The 25,784-nt window shown below is 62.7% G+C and carries 22 protein-coding genes and 1 pseudogene; 8 read left to right on the top strand and 15 right to left on the bottom strand.

The window, feature by feature from the left end; genetic code table 11:
* Positions 1–22: 22 nt before the first annotated feature.
* Positions 23–1,954 (top strand): MobH family relaxase, encoded by a 1,932-nt coding sequence (gene mobH, locus HV753_RS12875; protein ID WP_175174883.1) that lies wholly within the window; start codon positions 23–25, stop codon positions 1,952–1,954.
* Here the strand turns inward: mobH and HV753_RS12870 are convergent.
* The gene (locus HV753_RS12870; RefSeq protein WP_175174882.1) at positions 1,947–2,846 is read right to left on the bottom strand and encodes an extracellular catalytic domain type 1 short-chain-length polyhydroxyalkanoate depolymerase; all 900 of its coding nucleotides are present in this window, start codon (positions 2,844–2,846) and stop codon (positions 1,947–1,949) included. The two genes, mobH and HV753_RS12870, sit on opposite strands and share 8 nt — an antisense overlap.
* A gap of 293 nt (positions 2,847–3,139) precedes the next feature.
* On the opposite strand from HV753_RS12870, the gene HV753_RS31390 reads away from it, so the two are divergent.
* Positions 3,140–3,232 (top strand): hypothetical protein, encoded by a 93-nt coding sequence (locus tag HV753_RS31390; RefSeq protein ID WP_175174881.1) that lies wholly within the window; start codon positions 3,140–3,142, stop codon positions 3,230–3,232.
* 171 nt (positions 3,233–3,403) lie between these two features.
* Entirely contained in the window at positions 3,404–3,733 is a 330-nt protein-coding gene (locus HV753_RS12860; RefSeq protein WP_175174880.1) for an H-NS histone family protein, read from the top strand.
* A 124-nt stretch (positions 3,734–3,857) separates the two neighbouring features.
* Here HV753_RS12860 and HV753_RS12855 read toward each other — a convergent pair whose 3' ends face one another.
* From HV753_RS12855 to imuA, 9 genes are all read right to left on the bottom strand, one after another.
* On the bottom strand, positions 3,858–4,769 hold the full coding sequence (locus HV753_RS12855) for a DUF72 domain-containing protein (RefSeq protein WP_246288258.1): 912 nt from the start codon (positions 4,767–4,769) through the stop codon (positions 3,858–3,860).
* A gap of 94 nt (positions 4,770–4,863) precedes the next feature.
* Positions 4,864–5,637 (bottom strand): exodeoxyribonuclease III, encoded by a 774-nt coding sequence (locus tag HV753_RS12850; RefSeq protein ID WP_175174878.1) that lies wholly within the window; start codon positions 5,635–5,637, stop codon positions 4,864–4,866.
* A gap of 14 nt (positions 5,638–5,651) precedes the next feature.
* Positions 5,652–8,201, bottom strand: a complete 2,550-nt coding sequence (ligD, locus tag HV753_RS12845) for a DNA ligase D (protein WP_175174877.1) — start codon at positions 8,199–8,201, stop codon at positions 5,652–5,654.
* 21 nt (positions 8,202–8,222) lie between these two features.
* Complete coding sequence (gene ku / locus HV753_RS12840) at positions 8,223–9,218, bottom strand: non-homologous end joining protein Ku (protein WP_175174876.1); 996 nt, start codon at positions 9,216–9,218, stop codon at positions 8,223–8,225.
* Positions 9,219–9,231: 13 nt separating this feature from the next.
* Complete coding sequence (locus tag HV753_RS12835; RefSeq protein ID WP_175174875.1) at positions 9,232–9,411, bottom strand: DUF3606 domain-containing protein; 180 nt, start codon at positions 9,409–9,411, stop codon at positions 9,232–9,234.
* A 341-nt stretch (positions 9,412–9,752) separates the two neighbouring features.
* Positions 9,753–9,947: a hypothetical protein gene (locus HV753_RS12830; protein WP_175174874.1), complete on the bottom strand. Its 195-nt coding sequence runs from the start codon at positions 9,945–9,947 to the stop codon at positions 9,753–9,755.
* A gap of 191 nt (positions 9,948–10,138) precedes the next feature.
* Positions 10,139–13,285 carry an error-prone DNA polymerase gene (locus tag HV753_RS12825; RefSeq protein ID WP_175174873.1) on the bottom strand — a complete coding sequence of 1,049 codons (3,147 nt, stop codon included), beginning with the start codon at positions 13,283–13,285 and terminating at the stop codon, positions 10,139–10,141.
* 6 nt (positions 13,286–13,291) lie between these two features.
* Positions 13,292–14,755 (bottom strand): Y-family DNA polymerase, encoded by a 1,464-nt coding sequence (locus HV753_RS12820; protein WP_175174872.1) that lies wholly within the window; start codon positions 14,753–14,755, stop codon positions 13,292–13,294.
* Positions 14,685–15,398 carry a translesion DNA synthesis-associated protein ImuA gene (gene imuA / locus HV753_RS12815; RefSeq protein ID WP_175174871.1) on the bottom strand — a complete coding sequence of 238 codons (714 nt, stop codon included), beginning with the start codon at positions 15,396–15,398 and terminating at the stop codon, positions 14,685–14,687. Before imuA ends, HV753_RS12820 begins: the two co-directional genes overlap by 71 nt.
* 312 nt (positions 15,399–15,710) lie before the next feature.
* Between imuA and HV753_RS12810 the strand changes: the two are divergent.
* From HV753_RS12810 to HV753_RS12795, 4 genes and pseudogenes are all read left to right on the top strand, one after another.
* Positions 15,711–15,974, top strand: a pseudogene (locus HV753_RS12810) (integrase arm-type DNA-binding domain-containing protein); the annotation flags it as partial.
* Positions 15,975–16,179: 205 nt separating this feature from the next.
* Positions 16,180–18,033, top strand: coding sequence for an ABC-three component system protein (locus tag HV753_RS12805; RefSeq protein ID WP_175174869.1), 1,854 nt, complete (start codon positions 16,180–16,182; stop codon positions 18,031–18,033).
* The gene (locus HV753_RS12800) at positions 18,033–18,632 is read left to right on the top strand and encodes a hypothetical protein (protein WP_175174868.1); all 600 of its coding nucleotides are present in this window, start codon (positions 18,033–18,035) and stop codon (positions 18,630–18,632) included. Before HV753_RS12805 ends, HV753_RS12800 begins: the two co-directional genes overlap by 1 nt.
* Positions 18,632–21,502: an AAA family ATPase gene (locus HV753_RS12795; protein ID WP_175174867.1), complete on the top strand. Its 2,871-nt coding sequence runs from the start codon at positions 18,632–18,634 to the stop codon at positions 21,500–21,502. The genes HV753_RS12800 and HV753_RS12795 overlap by 1 nt, the downstream gene beginning before the upstream one ends.
* A gap of 233 nt (positions 21,503–21,735) precedes the next feature.
* Here HV753_RS12795 and HV753_RS12790 read toward each other — a convergent pair whose 3' ends face one another.
* The 3 genes from HV753_RS12790 to HV753_RS12780 form a co-directional block, all read right to left on the bottom strand.
* Complete coding sequence (locus HV753_RS12790) at positions 21,736–21,957, bottom strand: hypothetical protein (RefSeq protein WP_175174866.1); 222 nt, start codon at positions 21,955–21,957, stop codon at positions 21,736–21,738.
* Positions 21,958–21,961: 4 nt separating this feature from the next.
* Complete coding sequence (locus HV753_RS12785) at positions 21,962–22,657, bottom strand: hypothetical protein (protein WP_175174865.1); 696 nt, start codon at positions 22,655–22,657, stop codon at positions 21,962–21,964.
* A 343-nt stretch (positions 22,658–23,000) separates the two neighbouring features.
* Positions 23,001–23,696, bottom strand: coding sequence for a transposase (locus HV753_RS12780; RefSeq protein WP_175174864.1), 696 nt, complete (start codon positions 23,694–23,696; stop codon positions 23,001–23,003).
* 119 nt (positions 23,697–23,815) lie between these two features.
* On the opposite strand from HV753_RS12780, the gene HV753_RS12775 reads away from it, so the two are divergent.
* A complete protein-coding gene (locus tag HV753_RS12775) occupies positions 23,816–24,274 on the top strand; it encodes a MarR family winged helix-turn-helix transcriptional regulator (RefSeq protein ID WP_175174863.1) in 459 nt (152 codons plus the stop codon).
* A gap of 35 nt (positions 24,275–24,309) precedes the next feature.
* Here HV753_RS12775 and HV753_RS12770 read toward each other — a convergent pair whose 3' ends face one another.
* The gene (locus tag HV753_RS12770) at positions 24,310–24,990 is read right to left on the bottom strand and encodes a HepT-like ribonuclease domain-containing protein (RefSeq protein ID WP_175174862.1); all 681 of its coding nucleotides are present in this window, start codon (positions 24,988–24,990) and stop codon (positions 24,310–24,312) included.
* Between the two features lie 326 nt (positions 24,991–25,316).
* Positions 25,317–25,640, bottom strand: coding sequence for a hypothetical protein (locus tag HV753_RS12765; protein ID WP_175174861.1), 324 nt, complete (start codon positions 25,638–25,640; stop codon positions 25,317–25,319).
* Positions 25,641–25,784 lie beyond the last annotated feature (144 nt).

Below are 25,784 nucleotides of genomic sequence, written 5' to 3'. Positions count from 1 at the left end.
GGCCGCCACTTCAGGTGTTTCGATGTTCACGCTGTTCCAACGAAAGGCCGCCGCGCGAGCGCCCGCTCCGCCGATGGACGCCGCCGCAAAGGGCAAAGGGCCGCTGCGACCGGAGCCGGCCGCGGCGCTGCTGGCGACGCCCCGCCGTCAACGTTTGCTGGAGCACATCTGGCAGCGCACGTCGCTGTCGCGCAAACAGTTCAAGGCGCTGTACCTCGCACCGTTGGAGCGCTACGCCGAACTGGTCCAGCAGTTCCCAGCCTCCGAGAGTCATCATCACGCGTACCCCGGCGGCATGCTGGACCATGGCCTGGAGATCGTGGCGTATGCCCTCAAGTTGCGACAGTCTCACTTGCTGCCCGCCGGTGCCACGCCAGAAGACCAGGCGGCGCAGGCCGAGGCCTGGACAGCCGCGGCGGCCTACGCGGCGCTGCTGCATGACATCGGCAAGATCGCGGTGGACCTGCACGTCGAGCTGGCCGACGGCACCACCTGGCATCCCTGGCACGGCCCAATGCAGCGCCCCTACCGCTTCCGCTACCGGACAGACCGCGAATACCGGCTCCACAGCGCGGCGACGGGCCTGCTCTACCACCAGTTGCTCGATCCCGCCATCTTCGACTGGTTGAGCGGCTATCCGGCACTATGGTCAGCGCTGCTCTATGTGCTGGCCGGCCAGTACGAGCATGCCGGGACGCTGGGGGAACTGGTGAGACAGGCCGACCGCGCCTCGGTGGCCCAGGCGCTGGGGGGCGATCCGGCGAAGGCGATGGCGGCGCCCAAGCACGCGTTGCAACGCAAATTGCTCGACGGGCTGCGCTACCTGCTCAAGGAGGAACTGAAGATCAACCAGCCCCAGGCGTCGGACGGCTGGCTGACACAGGAGGCGCTCTGGCTCGTCTCCAAAACCGTCTCGGACAAGCTACGCGCGCACCTCCTGTCCCAGGGTATCGACGGCATTCCCGCCAGCAACACCGCAGTCTTCAACGTGCTGCAGGACCACGGCATGCTGCAGCCCACGCCTGAAGGCAAAGCGATCTGGCGAGCCACCATCAGCAGTGACACAGGCTGGTCGCACAGCTTCACGCTACTGAAGTTGTCGCCGGCGCTGATCTGGGAATCCAGCGAGCGGCCCGAACCCTTCGCGGGTTCGGTGGTGGCTGAAACCGAATCCACTTCGGAAGCAGCAGACGCGCTTGGCCCGGCACCGCAGGCGGCTGCATCGTTGGAGACCGCAATGGCGAGGGAGACCACGCCGCCACGCCTGTCTCCAACTGCCCCATCAGGGCCTTCCCCGACGGCTCCGACGGGGCCGCCCGATGTGATGGAGGATCTGCTTTCGATGATCGGCGCAAACAGTCCGTCCGACACGGGGCCGCACGCCCTAGTGCCTACCGGCACCGCCTCGGTACCGCCCACACCCCGGGAGCCCAGCATCGTGCGGCCAGAGACGGGCCCACTGCCGCCGTCAGCGCCAGCGCCCGGCGCATCGCCGACACCGGCCTCGCCAGCCACGGCGAGTGCGGCGGACGCGCCCGCCGCACCCACAGGCCCCGCGGCCGCCCCCTCGGGAGAAGACTTCCTTGGCTGGCTGCGAGACGGCGTCCAGGGACGCAAATTGGTCATCAACGATGCGCGCGCGCTCGTGCACACCGTGTCCGATACCGTCTACCTGGTCAGCCCTGGGATATTCCAGCGCTACGTCCAGGAGCGCCCACAGATCGCCATGCTCGCAAAGCAGGAGGACCTACCGGAGTGGCGTTGGGTGCAAAAGCGCTTCGAGAAGCTACAGTTGCACCGCAAACAGGCGAGCGGGCTGAACATCTGGACGTGCGATGTCACAGGACCGCGCAAGACGAGGCGCGTGCACGGCTATCTGCTGGAGACACCCAGTACGATCTTCTCTGACGTACCGCCAAATAACCCGTATCTGTCGTTGATTCGGACTATTTAGAATGCGCAAGAAAAAAACGCATCATCTCGGCGCTGGCATCCGGGCCGGTGACATCCGTGTACGACCCGGTCTCTTCTCCTCCTGCCCAGGCGTGGGGTGCGTCATGAACGACCCAGTGTTCCGCGTCGACGCCAGCCGCGGGCGTCAACTTCCTTCTCGTTGATCGGCGCCCTTCGGCTTGCTCGGCGACCTCCTGGGAAACCGTCGTAGAGATGCCCTCGAACCCCAACAAGAGTTCCCGCCCGTTCGAAGGATGAACTGTCTTATCCAGGTCTCCATGAAAAACGATCAGCGGACGCTGTGGCGCCCACGTGGCGGCGCCTGGGGGTGCATGTGGCGCAAGCGTGCCCACCTTCATTGCGGCCAGAGCCGAGAGCAGGCCCCAGGCGCGCCGATAAGGCAGCCCGGAGTGAATCCCTGCGGCTGCGTAAAGGTCCGGGTAGGTGCTGATCATTATCGCGGCCATTGCGCCGCCAGCCGAGAGGCCAGCGACGTAAACACGCGCTTCATCAACGTCGAAGTCGGTAATGATGTCCCGCGTGATCCCAGCGATAAGGGAAGGCTCGCCCATGTCACGTTGCTGGTGCATGGGCCTGTACCAATTCCAGCACTTGGCAGGATTCGCATAGCGTGGCTGAATCGGATAGGCCACAAGGCATCCGTGCTTCTCGGCAAGCACGTTCATGCCGGTACCCAGCGAAAAGTCCGCTGCATCCTGCTTGCAACCATGCAGCATGATGATCAACGGCATCGGCTTGCGCCCGCAAGCCTGCGGGACGAAAAGCGTGTAGTCCCTTTCGCCCTGGGCGCTCGAGTATCGCAAGTGCTTCAGACCGCGGCCTGTCTCAAAGGTCGCGGACTCCCGCGCCTCCGTGTGTTGAACTTTACTCATCGTCTTTTCTCCGTCAAATATTTGAGCGCCCGCCTGGGCGTGCAGCGGGGTTGCTCGGATTCGGGAAGGCACCCTTCAAAGGCAGTCTGCTGACGGCTGAAACGGTGCGGAGGCGGAGGCAGTGCGGTACACACTTGAAGCACGTCAGAGGCGCCTCGGGTCCGCACGAACCTGAACTTGGCGGTAAAGCCTGCGCCCAGATTCGTTAAGGATAAGGCCATGAATGTTGCATCGCAACATATACATTTTGAAAGTACTGGACGACAAGTTGTGTGGCCTAGACCTTTGGCGATATGGGTGTCATCCAGTTCTGGATCAAACTTGAGGAGTTGCGCGAGCGACGCTTCGACAACGTGCAGGTAACGCTGCGTACTAAGGCCGACTAATGGTGTGAGCGACAGACGCTGCACCAGCCGCATCCCTCTTCAATGACGAGGGATTGACCTCTAAACAGCGTCATGTCTTTTCGATGTAACTATCGCGGCCCAGGTTTCTGGGATAATTCGGAAAATCGGGCTGAACTTGGTCTGCTCTAGCTTGCTGGACTAAATTAAATAATGGCAAAACAAACCTACGCACAGATCCAGAAGGAAATCGAGCGCCTGCAACGCGAAGGCGAAAAGATTCGGAGGCAAGAAGCGGTTGAGGTTGCTGCAAAAATTCGAGAGGCAATTGCCGTCTATGGCTTTACGGCAGACGACCTATTCGGCAATCAGACAACGAAGCGCAGAAAGGCCGGGCCCACGCGTCGCGCGAAGGTCAAGAAAGTTAAGAAAGCCAAGTACGCAGATGGGACGGGAAACACGTGGAGCGGAATGGGGCCGCGACCGGCTTGGTTTCGCTCTGCGCTTGAGGCAGGCAAGAAGGCTGAGGAGTTGCTCGCCTGAACCGACGGCGCAGGCCAGCGGTGCGCTGGGACTCGCTCGATGCAATGGGTACCAGCCAGGCCTCGCGCCTATGGTCGCCAATCTTTGGCCCCGGGATATTCGACGCCATCGCGGTACCTCACGCCTAGCGCGCAAGTGGCATGCGCTCATTCACCATGGCGTGCAGGCGCCGGGCCGCGCGGATTCCCTGGTCCTCAAAGTTCACGTTCACTAGGACTTGAATCGTGAATGCCTTGTCGATCAAGGCCAGCACCTGTTCGGCCAGCCCATCCAGTTCGACATCCGTGTACTCGTAGTTGAATCTCTGGGACGACGCGCTCAGGCCCTTTGCAGCCCAGGTCTCGGCATTGCGGCCATGAAGCCGCACCACAGACAGTGCTGGATGCGTGACCTCCCAGACACCGTGCGCGTAGTTGCCCACGCCCTGCGGCTCATCGACAATGACGTGCACAACGCCCAACTCACGCTCCCACGCCAAGGTGCGTTGTGCACGCCCCTCTCCAAACCACGTAGCGTTCCTGAACTCCACTGCCAGCAGGTACCCTGTCATGCGCCCGATGCACTGCTCGACGTGTGCCTGCCACTCTCTTGTCGACGCCACCCACGGGGCAAACTGAAAATGCACGGCACCGAGTTTTCCCGCGTCTTTCAGGGGTGCTACGGCGTCGATGAATCGGCGCCACAGTTCGTCCTGAACCTCGCGCGGCACATCGGAGTAGTAGTAGTTTTTCTTGCGCCCGCCCAACGGGGGCAACAAGGCGCGTAGGTCTGCCGGTAGCGATTCGGGCGGCGTTTGATGTCCGGTCAGCAGGCGAAAGGCCTTGATGTTGAAAATGAAATCTGCCGGCGTACGCTCGACCCAGAGCATCGAATTTGAGCGTTGCGGCATGGCGAAGAACGAACTGTCCACCTCCACCGTCCCGAACTGGGAGGCGTAATACCGTAGGCGCTGCTCCGCCGTCCCGAATCCGCGTGGATAGAAGCGATGACTCTTGATCAGCGAAACATCTGTCCAACTGCAGGTTCCTACGAGCACATTCGCACTCGGCCCCGCCGGCTCTCTCGTATCGGCGCAAGGGTACGGGTCTAGCTGTGACACATCTGGTACCGACATGGTCCACCCCGCAAAGTTAAGCCGAGATTTCTACCCATACTGGCGCATGGTCGCTCGCGCCGGCCAGTCCGCGCACCGACCGGTCCACCCCGACGTCGCCGATGCGCGGCACCATGCTCGGGCTGAGCAGCATGTGGTCGATGCGCAAGCCTGCGTCGCGGCTCCAGCGATTGCGCAGGTAGCTCCAATAGGTATAAGCAGGCGCCTGGCCCTTGCCATTCTTGAGCGCATCGGTCCAGCCCTGTCGGAGTAGACGGCGGTAAGCCGCTCGCGGACCGGGCTGCAGCAAGGCATTGTCTTGCCACGATGCCGTGGAGTAGATGTCGGCGTCAGTCGGCACGACGTTGTAGTCGCCGGCCAGAATCACCGGATGGCCCGTCTTGATCAGACCGGCGGCGTGCCGATTCAGGCGGTCGTGCCAGGCCAGCTTATAGTCAAACTTGGGGCCGGGCTGCGGATTGCCGTTCGGCGCGTACAGGCAGCCGACGATGATGCCGTTGACAGCCCCTTCGAGATAGCGGCTCTGCTTGTCGGCGTCGTCGCCCGGCAATCCGCGACGGATTTCGAGCGGGGCGTCGCCTCGCGCCAGAATGGCCACGCCATTCCAGGTACGCTGCCCGTGCACCAGTGCGCTGTACCCGAGGTCGCGCAGCTTGTCTGCGGGGAATGCGCTGGTTTCGCACTTCAACTCCTGCAGACAAACCACGTCTGGGCGCGTGACATCGAGCCACGCTCTGAGCGGCTCGAAGCGCCGGACGATCCCGTTCACGTTGTAGGTGGCGATCCGCATGCGCAGGACGCCGATCACCGAGTGGGTGATTCGAAATCGAGCAATTTCATGGCCTTGCCCAATGTCTGCGGCGCGTAGCCCTCCCACGGCGCGTTGCCCTGATCGAGGCGCGTGTGGATGTTGGCTACGGTCCACTGGGCGCCGCTCTTGATCGCGCCGACCTCGTCCCAGTGCACCGGCACGGACACGCCCAGCCCCGGGCGTGCCCGGGCAGACCACGCGGAGGCCGTTGTCGCGCCAAAACCGTTGCGCAGATAGTCGATGAAGATCTTGCCTACCCGGTTGCGCGGTCCACTCTTGGCGACGAACAGCTGTGGCAACGTTCGCGCCAGGTGCTGGACGATCGCCTGCGAGAACGGCTTGACCGTTTCCCACCCGTACTGCTTCTTCAACGGCACCACGACGTGCAGCCCCTTGCCGCCGCTCGTCTTGGCAAAAGACGTGAGGCCGAGTTGTGAGAGAAACGTGCGTACCAATTCGGCCGCCTGCAGCATCGTCTTCCATGGCACGCCCTCGCCGGGGTCCAAATCAAACGTCATGCGGTCAGGCTTGCCGATCGCCGTCTTCACTGCATTCCATGTGTGAAACTCAATCACGTTCATCTGCGCGGCCGAAACCACTGCCTGCGGCGAGGGGACCTCGAGCATGGACGGATGATCCGGATCGAGCGCCTTATCTAGCGCCTTCACGCCCGGCATCTTGCCCTCCAGGTGCTTCTGAAAGAACAGTTCGCCCTGAATCCCCGATGGCGCGCGCACGAGGGAGACTGGACGAGCCTTCAAGTGCTCGACCAACAGGGGCGCGACCAGCGCATAGAAACGCACCACGTCGAGCTTGGTGAGACCCGTGGACGGATCAATGACCCGGTCTGGGTTCGTCACGCGCAGGGGCTGGGTGGAGGTCGACGGCGCCGAGCGGCCGGACTTGGGCTGCGCGGGGGCCTCGGGTTCAACAGATTTCACCGGGTGCGGCTTCTCCCGGGTAATGGCCTTGGCCGGCTTGTCGCTGCGCAGGCCCCGGAACACGGAATGCCGAATGCGGCCTGTGGTCGTCCACTCACCGAACGAGACTTCCGCGACTAACTGCGGCTTGACCCAATGGGCGGTTCGATCCAGGTCAGTGGGGCTGGCGAAGGGACTCTTCGACGTGCCCAAGGCGTCGAGCTTCCTCTTGATATCGCCCAACGTCCTCTCATCAAAGCCGGTGCCGACGTTGCCCGCGTAACGCAACCCGCCATGCTCGTCGTTGACCGCCAGGAGCAGCGAACCAAAGCCGGACCGGGATCCCTTGGGATCGGTGTACCCGGCAATGATGAATTCCTGTCGTTTGGCACATTTCAACTTGATCCAGGTGTCTGAGCGGCGCGTCACATAGGGCGAGCCTCGGCGTTTGCCGATCACCCCCTCCAGGCCCATCCGACAAGCAGAGGCGACCAGGTCCCGCGGCGCTACGTCGAACGCCTCGCTAAAACGCAGGGCCGGCGGCGCACGATCACCAATCAATTGCCGGAGCAACTCCCGCCGGACTTCCAGCGGTTCCCGGCGCAGGTCGCGACCGCCGAGGTACGGCGCATCGAACAGGTAGTAGACGATCTCCGCCGTCCGGGCAGCGTCGAACGCGTTCTGGAGGGCCTGAAAGCTCGGCACACCCGCATCGTTCAACACCACGATCTCGCCATCAAGCCAACCAGCGGACAGCTTCAGTTTTCCGATCGCCGTCGCGAGCTTTTCCAGCTTGTGCGTCCAGTCGTTGCCATTGCGCGTGAATAGCCTGACCGACTCGCCTTCCACGCGCGTCAGCAGCCGGTAGCCGTCGAACTTGATCTCGAACAACCAATCCGCGGGTTCGGCGGGAACACCATCGACCAGCGTCGCCAACTGCGGCGCAAGCGTGGCAGGCAACTCGGCGTCCTCGCCTGGCAGGACCGGCGCGGGCGACACAGGTGCCTTGGACCGCCCGGAAGGACGCTTGGTGGCCTTCATCGCCTTGGTCACCGTGCGTGCCGCCGTGACGGGCTTGCGCAGCGGCACAACGCTGTCGGGCGCCTCATCGACCACGCTGAATTCCGCAGCCGGTCGTACGAACTCGTCCTTTTCCTTGATGAGCAGCCATGGCGGCTGCTTCTCGTCCCGACCCTTCATCCGGATCAGCGCCCATTTTCCTTTGAGCTTGACGCCGTGCAGCTCGAACTTGAGCATGCCGTCGCGGTAGCCCTTGCGCGCGTCCTGCGGCGGGGTCCAACTGCCTTCGTCCCAGATGATGACTTTGCCCGCACCGTACTGCCCGGCGGGAATGTCTCCCTCGAACTGGTTGTACGCGATCGGGTGGTCTTCCACCTGGACCGCCATGCGCTTGTCCTTGGGATCGTAGCTGGGGCCCTTGGGGACCGCCCAGCTCTTCATGACCCCATCGAGTTCAAGCCGCAGATCGTAGTGCAGGCGGCTGGCCCAATGTTTCTGAACCACGAATGCCGGCGCCCGCTCGTTCGGCGCACCGCCGTCGGCGGGCTCGGCGGTCAGCGCAAAGTTGCGCTTCTTCTTGTAGAGCGCCAGGAAGTCGGCCATGTTCAAATCTTCGCCAAGGCGTCAGGCGGTGCGGCGGCCGGTTTTCTTCGGCGGGGCGGTCTTCGCCGCCTTGCCAGCAGGCGTCTTCTTGGCCGGTGCCTTCTTGGCCGGCGCGCTCTTCGTTGGCGCGCGCTTTGCCGAAGGTAAAGCCGTCACCGAGGCAGGCGCACCCTGGGCCGAGCCGGATTTCTTGCCGCCGTCCAGGCTGCGCTTGAGCAGCGCGGTCAAGTCCAGCACGTCCGCGCCCGCAGGTACGCTTGACTCGCGCTCCACCTTGACGACGTCGGCGATTTCGCCAGCCTCGGCCTTGGTTTCGATCAGCTTGTTGATTTCGTCCGCGAACGAATTCCGGAAGTTGTCGGCGTCCCACTTCTGCGTCATGTCTTCGATCAACTGCATCGCCATCGTCATCTCCGCATCCTTGATGCCTGCAGCCTTGGCATCCAGCGGCGGAAGGTTGAGCTGCTCGAAGGAACGGATCTCGCCGCCCCAACGCAGCAGGTTCAGGATCAATGCGCGACCGCAAGGGATCAACACAGCCAAGTGCTGCTTGGTCTGGATCACGACCGTGGCGACGCCGACCTTGTTGCTCTTGCGCAGCGCTTCGCGTAGCAGCGCATAGACCTTCTCGCCACGCTTCAGGGGCGCCGTATAGTACGGCCGCTCCAGGTAGACGAAGGGGATTTCATCCGCGTCGAGAAACGTCTCGATCTCGATGGTCTGGGTGGTCTTGGGGAACGCGGCCGCGATCTCTTCGGGCGAGAGGATCACGTAGCGGCCGTCTTCGTACTCGACGCCCTTCACGATGTCCGAGCTGGCGATTTCCTCGCCCGTGACCTTGTTGATGCGCTTGTAGCCGACTGGCTCCATGCTGCGCTTGTCCAGCCAGTCGAAGTCGATGCCCGAAGTCACCGTCGCGGAGTACAGACCGACTGGAATGTGGACCAGGCCGAAACTGATGGCCCCCTTCCACATGGTCCGGGTGGAGGTCGGGGCCTTGCCGTCGTCGTCAGCCATGGTCGGCTCCAGCCTAGTTGCGCGATTTGAGGTGTTCGCGCACCTTGTCGGCGGAGTTGCCGACCGCCGCGACGGCCTTGCGCAGTTCTTCTTCGCTCACTCCCAGGCTCTGAGTCCAGTCGCGCACCTCGTAGGGCTCGCTCAGGTTGATCAGCTTGCGGTCCAGCGCGGTTTTGCTCTTGTCATCGCTCATGATCGCTCTCCTTTGTTGGAACAGACAACTTAGCACCGCACACCCTACCGTGGCGGTAGGGATTTTGCGGGAATCATGACAAACAGCTTCACTGAGCGCCGGAACACGCCGGACGTTACATAAAAATACACTCTCTCACACACCGGTCCGCGCCGACACTCGACGACGTCTTGCCCATGCAGCTTCGCATGCAACGAATCTAGGCCAGGGTGATTACGGTCGCGTCGAGGCCGCCATCCATCCAGTCCGCCCCGCCGAACGCGAGTGCCTCACGGCAACAGCGAGCGGCGGCTGTCACGCGTGCGAGGATGTGCCCGACGTAGATATCCCTGGTCCGGGGCCTACGCCTTTAGCTCGATATAAAGCCTTTGCGCATCCGCAAAGGTCTCGCCGGTGCCGACCAGCCTTGGTTGACCTTCGCTTTGCCACAGTTCATGGCGATAACGACCTTGCAGCCAGACGCGGCAGATCGTCCAACCGGGTGGCCCGGACCAGTAATAGTCGTCGACCTTTCGCCACTCAATCGCTGCGTTCATGTCCAGTTTGTCTCACAAGATTCCGGACGCCAGCAAGGCGCGAGGCGGGACCGTTAAAAGTATACGAAGGAGCACGAACCCTAGCCACCCAATCGAACGCTTGGGCGGAGGGGCTTCCGGTCTCCCCGCCCGCGACTGCCGGCTGGGCTGGCGAAATCTGACCGGGGATGCCGATGCCGGGCCAACCTTGTTCATTGAAAGTCCCGGCTGCCCGTGGGCAGTTCGCCCAGCAGCGCCGTCAGATCGACCAGTCGGCCCACCACCAGATGTTGTACCCCGGCTTCGGATTGCCATGTGCCGTACGCCCCGAGCAGGCGGGATGTCAGCAATTCTTTGCGCTGACGCTCCACCAGGTCCGGCCGCACGATGAGGTTGATCTGGCCGTCTTCGTCCTCCAGTGTCACGAAGACGATGCCCTTCGAGGTACCGGGACGCTGACGCACCGTGACGATGCCGGCGCCCCGTACCAGCCGGCGGTTCGGCAGGACGCGCAGTTGTGAGGACGAGGAGAACCGCAGTTGCGTCAGCCGTGCGCGCAATAGCGCCAGCGGGTGGCGCCCGAGCGTCAAGCCCAGGTGCCGGTAGTCGGCGACCAGCGTCTGACCTTCGCTCATCGCCGGCAATGCCGGGCGGTCCGACTCCCGGATCTCGGCTTCGCGCAGGAGCCCGCGCTCCGGCGCGCTCACCACGGCGTCCCACAGGGCCTCGCGTCGCTGGCCGGCCAGCGCCCGCAGCGCGTCGGCGCCAGCCAGCACCTGCAGGTCGTGTCGATTCAAGCTCGCCCGGCGGGCCAACTCGGCCACCGATGTGAACGGATGCACCGCACGTGCTTCCTCGATGCGCCAGGCTGCCTCCCGCGCCATGCCACTGATCTGGTTCATGCCCAGACGCACAGCCGGCCGGGCCTCAACGACGGCATCCAACTGGGCTTCCCAACCGCTGCGCGTGACATCAACGGGCAACACGGTCACGCCATGGCGTCGAGCATCCTGAAGCAGTGCCGATGGCGAGTAAAAGCCCATCGGCTGGCTGTTCAGTAGCGCGGCCAAAAACGCCTCCGGTTCGTGGCGCTTGAGCCAACAACTGGCGTAAGCAAGCAGCGCAAAACTGGCCGCATGCGATTCCGGAAAGCCATACTCGCCGAATCCCTGGATCTGCTGATAAAGCTGTTCTGCGAATGCGGGGTCGTAGCCGCGTTCGGTCATCCCGCTGACGATCTTGTCGTAGAAGCGGGCCAGTCCGCCCTTGCGTTTCCAGGCGGCCATCGAACGGCGCAGTTCGTCGGCCTCGCCCGCGCTGAACCCCGCGGCGAGCATCGCGACCTGCATGACCTGCTCTTGAAAGATAGGTACGCCCAACGTCCTCTCCAGGGCGGTGCGCACCGCATCGCTCGGATAAGTGACCGGTTCCAACTTCTGTCGCCTGCGCAGGTAGGGATGAACCATGCCGCCTTGTATGGGGCCTGGCCGCACGATCGCGACCTGGATCACCAGGTCGTAGAACTCACGCGGCTGTAGGCGCGGCAACATGGACATCTGCGCGCGCGACTCGATCTGGAACGCCCCGATGGTGTCTGCCTTGCAGATCATGTCGTAGGTATCACTGTCTTCGGCGGGGATGTCCTGTAGCTCGAACGGTTCACCGCGTTGCTGCGCAACGAAGTCCAACGCCCGGCGGATGACGCTCAGCATCCCCAGCGCCAGAATATCGACCTTGAGCAGCCCGACCGCGTCCAAATCGTCCTTGTCCCACTGCACCACGCTTCGGTTTTCCATAGCGGCCGGCTCGATGGGCACCAGCCGGCACAGCGGGCCTCTTGCGATCACGAAGCCGCCAGGGTGCTGTGACAGGTGGCGCGGAAATCCCAGCAGTCGCTCGGCCAGGACGATCCATTGCTGCGCCACGGGCGATTCGGCATCCAGCCCGCATTCGGCCATGCGCGCGGCCAGGTTTGCGCGTCCATCCCAGTGGTGATGGGCTTTGGCGACGGCATCGACCAGCATCGGATCGACGCCGAGCGCGCGCCCGGCATCACGCAGCGCGCTCTTGGTGCGGTAGCTGATGACCACAGCCGTGAGCGCGGCGCGCTCGCGGCCATACTTGTCGTAGATGTACTGGATGACCTCTTCGCGCCGCTGATGCTCGAAATCCACGTCAATGTCGGGCGGCTCGCCGCGCTCGCGACTGATGAAGCGCTCGAACAAGCTATTGCCGCGCGCGGGATCAACCTCTGTGATCCCCAAGCAGTAACACACGGCGCTGTTGGCCGCCGAGCCGCGGCCCTGACAAAGTATTCCCTGTTTCCGGGCAAACGCCACGATGTCGTAGACGGTCAGGAAATACGGCTCGTACTTCAGCTCGGCGATCAAGGCGAGTTCATGCTCGATCAGATCCTGCACCGAGGATGGAATGCCCTGCCGGAATCGTCGCTGCGCACCGATGTAGGTTTCCTGGCGCAAATACGCGGCCGGCGTCAGGCCTGGCGGGCAAATCTCGTCGGGATACTCGTAGCGCAACTCGTCAAGGTTGAACGGACATTGGCTCGCCACCTCCAGGGTCTCTTCCAGCAACTCCCGCGGGTACAGGTTGGCCAGGCGCAGGCGCGAGCGGAGATGGTGTTCGGCGTTGGAAGCGCGCTCGAAACCGCATTCGGCGATGCTGGTGCGCAACCGGATCGCCGTCAACGTATCGTGCATCGGCTTGCGTGAACGGATGTGCATCTCCACCTGGCCAGTCGCCACCACCGGCATATGGCAGTGCCGGGCCGCCTCCAGCACATGCGTCCGGTGCCGGTCATCCTGGGCGCGGTGCAGCAGCGTGAGGGCCATCCAGCAGCGTGCCCCAAAGGTTGCCTCCGCCCATTGCGCCTGAGCCAACAGTCGCTCGAACGGCGCGCCGTACTCGGGCACAAGCAGCACCACGCATTCGGGCAAGCCTTGCAAGTGCGCGTGCGCTGGCTCGGCGGGATGGTCCAGGTCAGAGGGCAGCAATCTGTACTCGCCCTTCGGGGCGCGGTTGCGCGCCAGGGTGATCAATTCGCACAGATTGCCGTAGCCGGCCCGGGTCTGTGCGAGCGCCACCAACTGGATCGCAGGCCTGCCGTCAGCGTTGCGCAGCGTGAAGCTCGATCCGATAAGGAGCGGGAACTTGTGTTTCTTCGCCTCCACGTGGGCACGAACAACACCGGCGACGGAGCATTCATCGGTGATCGCCAGCGCGGCGTAGCCCAGTTCGATGGCGCGAACGACCAGTTCCTCGGGGTGCGAGGCGCCCTTGAGAAAGCTATAGTTGCTCGTGCATTGCAGCTCGGCGTAGGGAGGCAGGATCGATGGCAGCATGGCGCGTCATCCGAACAGCCCATGCAGGAACCAACCGCTAGCGGTACCACGCTCGCGAAACAGCCAGTAGCGTGCGCCATCGGGTCCCTCGCCCACGAAGTAGTCGCGCACGGTCAGACCACCACCCGCGAGGCCGATCCACCAGCCGTCTTCGATGCGTTCGGGCCCCTGGACGATACGCAGTGGCGCACCGTAGAACGGACGATGATCACGCGTGATCAGCGCGATCGGCGTCTGCAGCAACCAGCAGGGGCGCGTCGCCCCTTGCGCGTAGCGCGCCGGCGCCGCCGTCTCGTCGATGGGCACCCACCGATTCGCGACCTCGGGCCGATGGTCGGCGACGGGACTCGCCTGCAAGACGTTCTCGCGCCCCAGACGCGCGACGAGGAGCGCCAGAACGTGCGCCCGGTCGCTGGCGCTCGCGCCCGGCTCGGGAAACAGGTCAGTTGGCGCGGGCGCCATCGTTTGCAGATCGGCCGCCTGCAGGACCACCGCGATGGCCGGCTGGGGCAAGCTCAGCCTTCCCAGCCGTTCGGTGAGCAGCGGCATCATGCGCGCCGGCGTCCAGCTCGGCTCAGCCAGCCGGATATCAAGGTCGGTGGGTGCGCACGCATGCCGCCCGCGCTCATGTTCGATCGACAGCACGATGCGGGTCGCCGCCTGGTGGTGGGCGACGAGCCAGCCGCACAGCAGCTCGACCAGGCGCCGGCCTATGAACAGCACCCCTTGCGCGTGTTCGATGCGCTCCTGCAACTCGATGCGCCCGGCGAAGACGGGCGGCGCGACCACCCAGGCGTGCAACTCTGGTGCCTCGCCGTAAGCTGCATCGAGTTCGCGCAGCAGTTGCGTATGCGTGCGGCGCTGCAGCGCTGCGCGTGGCAGACGGCGCAGACCGGCCAGTGTGTCGCAGCCGATGCCCGTCAGCCAGTCCAGATGCCGGGCCGCAGCCGGCATGCTGATGCAGGGCAAGGCGTCGAGCCGCTTGGCCAGGGTGAAGAATTTCAGCGTCCGCCGCCGCCGTGCACCGGATGCGGTGGCGAGCAGCCAGGCGCCGCCGGCCGTGGGCGCCACGCTCAGGCGCGCGCTCAGGCCCAGGCCTTGCACGGTCGCGCCAACCCGACGACATAGCGCCCGAATGCCGCGAAACAGGCTCAGGCTGGCGGTGACATCCAGCAGCACGGTATCCGCGTCTGCAAGTGCCACCTCCGGCGTGTACTGCAACAGGGCGAGCGCGGCGTCGTCGCGCGCACGTGCCTGAGCATGCGGGTCGTACTCGATCAGCGCGGCGGTCGGGCACAGAACATTGACGCCGCTGGCGCGCAGGCCCACGCGCACGCCGGCCTGCTCGGCCAGGGGCGAACAGGCGCGGACCTGGCCGCGCTCCAGGATGACGACCGCTTCAGTTCGCCAGCGTGGAAACAGCGTGTCCAGGCTCGCGTGCGTCAACCGCACGGCCATCCATACTCGCATGATGTTTCTCGGAAAGACGGCGCTGCGGGTATAGCGGAACCAGGATTGGACGGTCGCAGAGCAGACCTCTGCGTTTGAGGATGTCCACGGACACAGCGGCGGGGACCGGGCGAAGCGCCACACGCAGCGGCGCGGCTGAGGCCTGACTGGCGGCTGCCAACGGCCGCATCAGCACGAACAAGGCATCGCTCTGCTGAGCAGCCAACTGCAGACGGCGCAGCGTTGCGCCGCGCGCGACATCCTGCCACAGGACGACCGCCGCAAAGGCGGCGCTGCGCACCGCCTGTTCGGCGGCCCACAGCGCGTCGGCGCCGCGCGCCGCACGCACCCACAGCAGTCGGCCGGGATCACTGCCCCAGGCCGCCCAGGCGCTCGCCTGCGGCGGGTGCGGCGGTTGAATCAACATGATCGGCCTCGCATCAGTATCGGCGAGCGCAGCCTGGAGCAGGCGCATTTCGCCCACGCCGGGCTGCTGGACGAGCACGTCGATCAGTTGACCGCGCGGCCAGCCGCCGCCCGGCAATTGGGCAGAGAGTTCAGGGTATCCCGTCGCCAGGTAGCGACCTGGCGTGCGGGACAACTGGGAGGCCCGCCAAAGCGCGGGATGGATTTGTTCGGGAGATAGCAAGATGGCTTCGGCCATGGTGACCCGCGTTCAGGAACATGAATACTGGATAAATATACAGTATTGCTCCCGGCCGATCTGTAACCTTGCATATCGTGGCGTTTGCGCGTCGTTACCCGCTCCAGATTCGGATCTACAGAAGTCCACCGACGTCTGTAATTTATTGAACAAATGGGCTTTTGCCCCCTTTTTTCGTTCCAGCGATGCCCACTGGAATCCAGCCACAGCCGGGACTTTTAAGTTCATTTTTACGGACGCGGCCGGCACCGGATTGTTGCTGGGAGGCGAGGTTGACGGGCACACCATGAATCACCTGACTCATCTGGCAAGTCCCGACACTTCCGCTACTACTGGGCGGCCAAACAGAAACTCATGTCCCTCGGCACTTACCCTGCGGTCGGCCTTCGCGAGGCCCGCGAGGAACGCGACGAGGCCCATGCGCTGCTGGCCAAGGGGATCAATCCCAAGGTCGCTCGCAAGCGCAAGCGTCAGGCCGTGCGCTTGGCGGATGAAAACAGCTTCAAGGCCGTCTACCTCCGGTGGCTGGCCCAGCGCAAGCTGGAACTCAAGGAGGGACGCAACAGTACTCTCGCAAATTCAACGCATACATGCCTAACCTTGCCTTGATACTGCGGCTTGCCAAAGCGTTGAACTGCAGCGCCGCAGCCTTGATCGCGGCCACAAAAGAGCACCTGGGTGGCGTTGGCACCGAGTAGGCCACCATGCGCCGCATGGAGAGCGATTCGATAGATGTAGCCCTTGATGCTTAGCTCCGAGTATCCTTGTGTAACCACCATGGATGCTGCTCCACAACGTGCCCAACCTCAATTTCCAGTTCGCTGATGGCCACACTCGGGTCGATGTCGAGTACGCGCTTCGCGCGGGAGCTGGGCTCAACGTCTGCCTTCTTCAGCTTTCTGAGACGGTCGACGGTGCATTGCATGATGCGACCCGACCGGTCGCCGTGAAGGTGTTGCGCGATTTGCTTGTCGGAGGCCCACAACACCCGCAGCCAGTGCTACAGCAGTTAATGCCGGGTGGTGGGCCAGTCCTTGTGGTCGCTCCTGAATATGCCCTTGGCTCCAATGACTGGGCAGAGGTCGATGCAATCGTACGGGCGGCCAATCGGCCCCTCGTACTGTTGACCGGCTTCGGAGCCTCGATCGGTCAGACGGTGCTCGATTGGCATATCAGTGATGATCCAGTAGGCACCGTGCGCCACTTGTCGTGGCGACAGCACCAGCATCCCATTAGCGGCGCCATGCGGGTAAACGGGGGGTGGTGCTGGGTTCACGAGCCCAACGGCTCCACGCACTGCATCGCATACCTGAAAAATGTCCTTCAACAGGCATTCGAGGCAGTCGCAATCCCAGATATACAAACCGGCGCGACGCTACTTCATCTGCGGTTCGACGATCTCGATCTGTTGCCGCTGATCTGCGCCGACCTGGTGCAGCCAGCCGCACAGAATCCAGCATCGCCGCAAGCACGTCTCCAGAGTATGCTGATGAATCTCTCCAACGACCGGCCGACACTCGTCGTGGGATCGCTTCTGCAGACCGGCTTCAATCAAAATTGGGCGGTTGCGATCGACTCGCTACTCAACGTCGTGTTGGCCGGACGATCGGGCGTCGTCGCACTCTGCAATGTAGCGCACGATGAGCCGGTGGCGAACGAGAGCCATGACCGGTGGCGCAGTCTGAGCGGTGTGTTCGCCCCCTATGGCGCAATGACGCGGGGGCAAGCAAATCTGCCTGCAGCGCGTGCGCTCAACGCTCAAGGTGTTGCCGGTGCAGTTGTGCGCCAGACGCATCCATCGGTTACTGCAGGGATAGTCGCTTGGGCGCCGTACAACCCTGTTAATGGGAACTTTATCTGGCGTGGCAATATGGCCTGCGCGATCCATGCCGATGGCATTGTGGCGCCCATCGCGACCGCGCCAGTCGCTGCTGCCTGCGAGATTGCGCGATTTCTACGCCGGCATCCCCCCGGCCCCGGCTGTGCGCCACGATTAACCATTGGCGTTCGAGAAGTTGATGAGCAACTACGATGCGGCGCCCCGCCCGATCCGGCGTCCATACTCCAATCCACCCTGGACGGAATCCGACCTGCTAAGCCAATGGATCCCGATGCACTTGATGACGCTGAAGTAACTAGTGCGCTCAAGGCGGGGCTCCATGCGCTCGCGACGCTGAAGTCGATTGATGGAATCGGGTGGCAACTTAGTCCTGGTATGGCTGGACAATTGCGTATCGACGCGCAGGATCTTCACCTTCTTGTGTGGCGCTCTCCCAGCGAATCGCCGCGGGCTCTGCAACGTCATCTTTCCGCATGGCGGCTTGAAGGTGGAATGCATCCCTACCTCGTGGTGTTTGGATCTACACGGATGGGCGATCTCGCTGATGGCGAGATTGACGTGGATCGGCGCGACGACATCAGCGTCGCACCTGCCGTCAGCACAGAGCTTTTTGCCACCGGATCGCTCTCACCTGTCGCTGGCGACATCACAACCGCCAAAGGTATGCGGCGCGTGGCGGGCCTCAGCCTTTCACACGTCGCGTCAGTCTATGCTGACTATGACGCCACCGAGGACAATCAGCGCGTCACCACGCTGCTTAATCATATCGGCACCTTCTTCTCGGAGGGGAATTGATGACGGACGGCATCGACCCTGTAGGTCTATCCACCGCGCGCGAGCAGCTCGACGAACTCTGCACGAAGGTTGGCCTCGTGCGGGCAGAGGATCTCCCGCGCCCGGCTACAGCACTCCAGCCGCCCGAAGGGACGACGTTGTGGTTCTCCTCTTACGCGCGCCTCCTGCTCTGGCCCTGCGGGGCAAGCGAGTCAACGTCCGTGGACCAAGCAGCGGCTGTCGGCCAAGCGTGGTTCGACGAGCTTCTCGTTCAAAGCGAACGCAGCATGCGCGGCCGTCCGATCGATGGCTATCTCGTGCTAGCACTTCCGCAAGCCCCTGACCCACAGGCCTTGGAAGATATTCGACGCCTGGAGCTTTCGGCGCAGGTTTGCCGCAAGCATTTGATTTGGCCATCCTCGGCGAACGATGTAGACCACGAGGCTGGCCGATGGCGCCGTGTCGCCGACGTTACTGTCTTGGGATTGCCTGATGCGGCGGCAGCACCTGGACCGGAACTGCGATGGCCGGACCTCGATACCGAGGCCCAGGCTCTATGGACCGAACTCGCTTCCATTGGGGTCTCTGAAGCGATCTTGCGTCACGAGGAAGCCACCTGATGCGAGGCATTCGTCTTTCTTCTTTAAGTGTCGCCCACTTTCGTGGGATCAACGAAACGACGCTGTTCGACTTCAGCGCGCCGCTAACGCTGGTGTTCGCGCCAAACGGAACCGGCAAGACGACAATGTGCGAGGCCACCGAATGGCTTTTGACCGGCCAGGTCGAGCGGTTGAAAGAAGGCAAGGGCTTCGACGCGACAGTGCTCCGCTCCAAGTTTGCGAAGGAGACTGATAGCCCTGCCACAAGCGCCGACATAGTTATTGGCGGTCAAAGGCGTTTCGTCAGACGAGTGGCGGAGGGCGTGCAATCGCCGGCGACCTTCGGGAGTGATCGAGCGAACGCGACCGCGTACCGCCCACACGAACTACTAGCTCTACTTGCGCCCGCGGCCGCAGCGGACGAGGCACATCATCTGACAGCAATCAATTTGCGTCAGCGCTGGCTCAAGGGGACGCGGTTTCTAAGCGCAGAGGCGCTCGCCGCTCTAATTGATACCGACGATGAAACGATCGAGCGACGAACCCAGGTCTTCGCCGACCTGCTGGGCATTCGCCATCTTCTCGACGCGGAGCGCCAGTGCGAGAAGTTTGCGAATGAACTCTCATCTCGGCTTCGCGCACTAAACTCACTCGTCGAGCGGCAATCTGCCGAAGCGGATGCCCTGGAACAGTCTATGGCTGGCGCAGAGGCGGCCGATCCGCCAAGCACAACCTCTGCGCGTTCCGAGGCAAATGCCGCCGCAGAACTCCTTGCGACGGATGAACTACATCAAGCCCTGGAGCAATCGAGTTTCGACGATGTGCTCGGAGCATTAGCCGCCGTTCACGGCCGCCAGCGTCACGCGGTGGATGCACGTACATTCGGTGCTCAGCGAGTAGAAGCTCAGTGGAGCATGTATTCCACCTTGGAACTGGCGGTGAACGAAGGCACTGCGCTCGAAGCACGGCTATCGCGATCGCTTGCGGAAGTCGAAGAGAAGAGCAGGAACGCAGCGGCTAGCGTCGCCGAGCGCAGCTCACAGCGTGCTGTGACGAGCGACGCAGCCCGCGCACTCGCTGCAGCCAAAGATCGGCTATCGCACCTGAGCGCTGTCCTTCTGGCCACGCTTCTCGATACGGGTGCGCTGGACGGGCGTCCACAGACACTCGGCGCACTTTCGGATCTCTATCCCGAGAGCCAGTGGAACACCGACGCGCGCGCGCAGCGGCGCGGAGACTTGGTTGCCCTTGAGACGGCGATCGGTAATGCTGCCGATCAAATTCAGCGCGAGCGCTTGCTTGATGCGGAGATAGCGGCAACCCGTACGGGAGAGGCAACTGAGGAAGAACTCGCGACCTTGCGAAGCGACGTCGCAGGGGCTGATGTCCGTGCGCGAGCCGCGTCGACTCTCCTTGATGCTACGGCCGATCCGGTGGCACGTCTGCAAGCAGCTGCGCGCGCGCTCCTCGCACACGACCACGGCGTCGATGCCGCAAAATGTCCGACATGTTCGCATGACTGGGGCGACGCCGCGCAACTGCGCTCTGCTATCTCCGCCACGCTCTCGGCCGCACCGGAGTTCATTGAAGTGGCGCGCACAGCGGCAGCAGTTGCCTCGGATGCTGCGCGGGTTGCGCGCGAGCGGTTGGACGCAGCGCTTGCCGCTAAGAACCAGATTAATGTGCTGGAAAAGGAGCGCGCAAGCCTGCTTGCTGCCGCCGAGGCACGACGTCGCGAGAGCGAGCGACTCGGTTTCGCTGAAGGTGCTACCCCAGAGATGGCGAGGGTCGCGCGCCTACGTATTGATGTTGCCGATGCCCTCGCAGAGTTCCTTGCCGATTGCGACCGCCTTTCCACCACACTTCTAGGCGGGTCAGACCAACTTCTTGCGCCAGAGGTGCAGGTCTCAGACTTGCTCGATCAGCTCGATAAGACTTTCTCGGAACATGACCGCGCTATTCAGCTCCGGCTTGCTGGACTGGCGAAAGACATCGAGGATACGATAAAGGAGCGCGACCAACTGCGTGCAAGCTACGCTTCCACGCAACAAAATCTGCGCGAGTGCCGCCAAGCCCTGCAGCAGAATTCGGCGGATCTCGCTGCTTTGCGCGCGGCCTGGGAAGAGGCCGCTCCAGGAGTTGACCGGACGGACGCCGAACTATCTGCGCTCAAGACGCATCTTGCGGCCGAAGCACAACGGCTACTGCGCGCCGAGGGTCACATCGAGGCTGCGCGGTCAGCATGGTCGGCCGAATCCCGGCGAGCGAGACTCAGGGATCTGCGCCAAGCACTCCAGCCATCGCTTGATCGGCAGAAGAGAATGAGCGACCAGATCGCCGCGTCCAAACGCGCACGGGCGGTCTTCTACGATGCCTATACGACAATGAGTCGGAAGCGGGTGGAGGATCTCAGTCGTGTCGTCAATCCGCTTTTTGCACGCATGCACGCCAATCGCGTTTTCGATCGTATCAACCTCGGTGATGACCGCGACTTCCTTCACTGGCTGGCTGATGCCGGAGGTCAGCAACTCGACCCTGGCAAGGATTTCAGCCAAGGACAGCGGCAGGACTTGGCGCTCGCGTTGTTCCTAGCGCGGGCGCGTAGTCTCGGGGGTACATTCTTTCTTGATGAGCCAATCACACACCTCGACGATCTCAATCGTGTCGGGCTACTCGATATCTTGCGGGCGACGGTACTTGAGAGCAGCCACTTCCTCAATCTTGTCATTACTACTTCGAGCCGTGCATTGGCTCGCCATCTTATCGAGAAGTTCGCCGGCGTCGAGTTGGTTGAGACGCCTGAAGGCAGGGCTCGCCCGCTTAGAGTGCTGGAGCTTGACGGCAACGGACGCAGTGGTGTCCGGCTGACCGAAGTCTACCCACCCCGTTAGTCCGTTCAATCTCGCGGCATTCCCTTCCGAAGGCTCCTACGGGACATAGGCCGAGGTCGGTGACGCCCACGAAAATTTTCCGCGGCGCACCGTGGGCTATAGGAGTACAGGCTTGGCGGAGACGTCATGTAGAAGGTCAAGCTCTCGGTGTGGTGGCGCGTTCGATAAATCGGGCTAGCGATTCGACCACCTCTCCTGCAGGCCACAGCAGGTAGGTGGTCAAAACGACGTTTTCAGCATCCAGCGGCGGCATGATCACTTCTGCTGTCGCGTCTGAGAATGCGGGGCTTGATCGTCTTGGTCCAGAGCTTGTTCTTCAGATACTCCGAGTCGTAGTCCATCAAGACGACATCGCCGCTCGCTTTCGCGGCGGCAAGGGCTTGCCGCACCTCCAGCGCTAGTCGTTCGACTTCTTCGACGGTCAGGGTCGCCTGCAGAGAGGTATGGGGCCTCATATGTCTAGCTGAGATCGAGTAGCTTAGACGCCTGCGGTTGATCGAGAACGGGCGGTGAGGCGATAGACGAGGCGAAAACATCGTTTTCATTCGCCCGGTGCTTCGCAATACGTTCTTCCCGCTCTGCACGTTTGGTCTCCAGTTCTGCCTGGCGTTCCGACAGCCGCACCCGCATGTCTGCTCCCTGGTCGTGGGGCTCGATCTTGGCGTGCTCATAAAGACGTTCCGCAAGCGTGAGCGCCTTCAGCCCGAGCTTGACGTAGATGCGCTGCCGATCGGAAAAAAACTGCGGGTAATCGGGGGGGTCGTCATAGCCGTACTCGTCGTTCAGCACGCTCGCTTCCGAGTGCGCATACTCGGGAAAGGTGAGTATGTCGGTCATAAGGTTGCTTGGAAGCGATTTCCACTCGACGGTGAAATCCGATGGCTTAAAAGCAGGCGAAGTGACCGTGGCTTGGGCCGTTCCGTTTTCGCCTGCAGGGCGTCCTTCGGAGTACCCATCGTCGTAGCTGACTGAAAGGCATGTTGCCGCATAGGCGCGAAGTGCGGGGGCGATGTGCGAAGCGAGGTACGCCCCATTGATCGCGTTGACTCGTTCGATTTCCTTCCTGCTCGCCCTAGTAGTCATCTTGGCCGTGATGACCGCGCAAGTGATACCGGAGGCGCCGCCGATGAGTGCGGAAATGAGGTCAGGGTTCATAGAAGTAGTGTCGCCGGGCCTGGCCGCGGATGTAATTCCCTCAGGCTACGCTGATCGGCCCAAGCTGCCAATCCAGCAAGTGCACGGACGTCCCAAGCCCGCTGTTTTCGAGGGGCCTGCCGGGGGAGGCTTTGGATTGAGGCAGGGGTGCCAGCGATGCGCCGTTCGGAGGTCGTTGCGCACTCCATGACCCACGCCTCCGGCGTCCATACAAGGCGGCCCTACCCAGCCGTGTGTTGATAGCTATGGACGATCGACGTTGACGACGTGACAGTTTGAGTCCATAACGTCGTCCTTTCCATGCAGGTGGGAAGCAAAATCATGGCCCAACGCCATGGACAGGTCACGCGACCGATGGTCCCGGGTGGGGCATCAGGAATAAGCGACCATCGTGCGACGCCTGGCTGGGTACACGCTTGTCCAGCCGCGGATGGCGCAACGCCCAGGCGCGAGCCAGCGCAATGTTCAACTTGAAGTCGCTTTCCGGGCTGGTGATCACGGGCATCGCGCGCTGCAACAACTCCAACAACAACTCGACCGCTCTGTCGTCTTCAAGGAGCGTTCGCAGATCCTGCACGAACGGTCCGCTGTCCCAGACGGGCGTCTCCCCATGCAAGCCGACGAACCATCGAAAAGCCCGATTGAAAGTGAGCTGGTCGTGCAGCGTCGCTTCGGTCGGAATCGAATAGAGCACCTGAAGCATCAGGGCGCGAGCGATGGTGGCGGGTTCGAGCAGCAGTCGCGGGAAAACCGCAGTGAGCCCGAATGACCAGGCCTGGGTCTGCTGCGCATGCTCAATGGCGTCATTGAGCGGAACCAAGGGGGAACGCAGCGGGACGATGGCAGACGGTTTAGTCGTGCACACCCATGTGTCGTGAGACACGATGACCGCGTAGGGCGAACGGTACCGAAACACCGTGATGGGACGCTTGCGCGCCATCGCGAAGACCTTCGACACATTCATGTCGACGTCCAACAAGCTGACCTTCGAGACGTGTGGGTCAAGAGGGCTGCGACTGCCCTTGTTCGTGGTCTCCATGAGTTCCCGCAGTGGATGGTAGCGGCGGGCAATCCGGGCGCCCGACCATAAGGTGACTTATGGTTAGTAGGCCATAAGCGGGCTTATGGTGTCAACCCTTACGTATGCGCCGCTTATGAATGTCGCCACCCCGTCCTTCCGGCAACGAGAGCTTCGACAACTCTCTGAGCTATACCGTCCTGCGCTTGGCGCACGTCATGCAACGACGTGTCGAGGAGGAATTGCGCGCGTCTGCCGGAATCACCGCCTCCCAGTTCAGGGCGCTTCAAAACATTGACGCCGAACCTGGTATCGGGTCGGCGGCGCTGGGACGCGCACTGCTGATTACCCCGCAAAGCGCCGGCAAACTCGTGGAGGGGCTGGCACGCCTCGGGCATGTGCGCCGCGATGAAACGGCCAAGCCCGGCACCTTGATGGCTGCGACGCTTACCCCCAGCGGCGAATACGTGTTGCAGCAGGCCAGCGAAATTGCAAAGAAAGTGCACATCGAAGACGAAGCCGGCCTCAGCGCGTCGGAAGCGCAGGCGGTCAATCAAGCGTTGCGCCGGTTGCTGGAAAGATTGACCCGCGAGGCGTGAGCCGCCGAACGGCATCTCCCCTTTCGGCCATCAGTTCATTCGCTGAATTGTTCCGATCTGATGCGCGCCAAATCGGCTTCAAACTGTGGCAGATCCTGGTGGATGATCTCCCAAACCTCGTCCAGATCGACCTTATCCATGGGCAGCCAGCTGAAATCCCAGCAGTAGTGCAGCCAGGGATTCAACACCGGTTCGTAGGGCTGGAACCCGGGAAGATCCTGCAAACCCAGCACACCGTGGGCGATAGCACTGAGGTTGTGCGCCACTGCGTCCTGGCGTAACCGGTCATCCCGAAAGTCCTCCCTGTCACAGTCCCGGATGTACATCTGGATCTGGGCGATCGCGCTGGCCAAGGCATCCACACAGGGCGGCAGAAACGCATCTTCGCTGTCGTTCTCCTCGTCCATGTCATCGTGTACTTGCTCCGCGTCCATGTCCTCGTCGGGCATATCGGCTCGGTCCAACGCCTGTGACGGCAGAGCAGCAACGAGTTGCACAACACGTCCCACGACGGCGGATAGCGCAGCTTCGGCCGACTTCAGGTCGAGTTCGGTCATACAGCGGTCGGGGTCCACCATCACTCGGAGTTCGCCGCTTAGAACGCCCTCGCTGTCGCGATTGGGCAGACCGATGACACGCAAGTTGCAGGCGTGGTGCGACAGGGCAATAGATTCCAGTTCCTGTCGATTTCTGAGAAAGACGCGTATTGGGTGCATGCAGTTATCCTCCGAAAACAACCCAGAATTCCGTTGGCAGTCTGGCCAACGTCTCTCGACAGGGCGGCTCAGGTTCTGGGGCGTTACCAGATCCACCTTCTTACCCGCTATTTATTGCCTGGGTAAGTCCAGTCAGGGACTTGCCCAGCGGCTTCGACAGCCTTCGTTTGCTTTCCCGGTTCACCGAACTTTGGCAGTCGGGTGGCTCGTGACTTGCGGCGCAATGCCTGCATTTCAGCGTGGATCACGCGTTGTCGCGTTCAGCGCTGACGGCCCGTCAGTCCGAAACTCCTTCGTTGACCCGCGGCCCCACCGTCTTCTGCTCGTCAGTGCGGCACCACGGGCGGCGTGCCTTCGGCGTTGCCCGGCGGTGGCGCCTCGGTCCAATCGAGGCGCATGATGATCGGCAGGCGAAGTTTCTCGGGCGGCGATTCTCCGATGGGCATCCCCACCAGCAACGCCCTCAACTCCCGCTCCACGGCTGAGCCGGCTTGCTCGTCCAGTTCCAGTCCAGACAACGTCCCATGTCGATCCACCCACACCCGGGCAACCCAGGACTGCGCCGCCCCTGCCTGGGGCTCTGCCGCACGCAGCCGCTGCGTCACCGTGTCGTCGAGCGTCGATAGGGCCGTCTCGATCCGAGCTTTCACCTGACCGGCGTAGGCCATCCATTCTTTCGGTACCCCGACAGTCGTGACAGGCGTGGATGGCGCAGCCTGCGGCGCACCGGACACCCCGACGCCGATGACGCCACTTACGACTGCGTGCCATCCTCGATGCCACAGCCGGCGGAC

Origin of the sequence: Achromobacter pestifer (assembly GCF_902859625.1) — a bacterium.
Taxonomy (GTDB): domain Bacteria; phylum Pseudomonadota; class Gammaproteobacteria; order Burkholderiales; family Burkholderiaceae_B; genus Achromobacter; species Achromobacter pestifer.
This window is presented reverse-complemented; position numbering and strand designations above follow the sequence as displayed.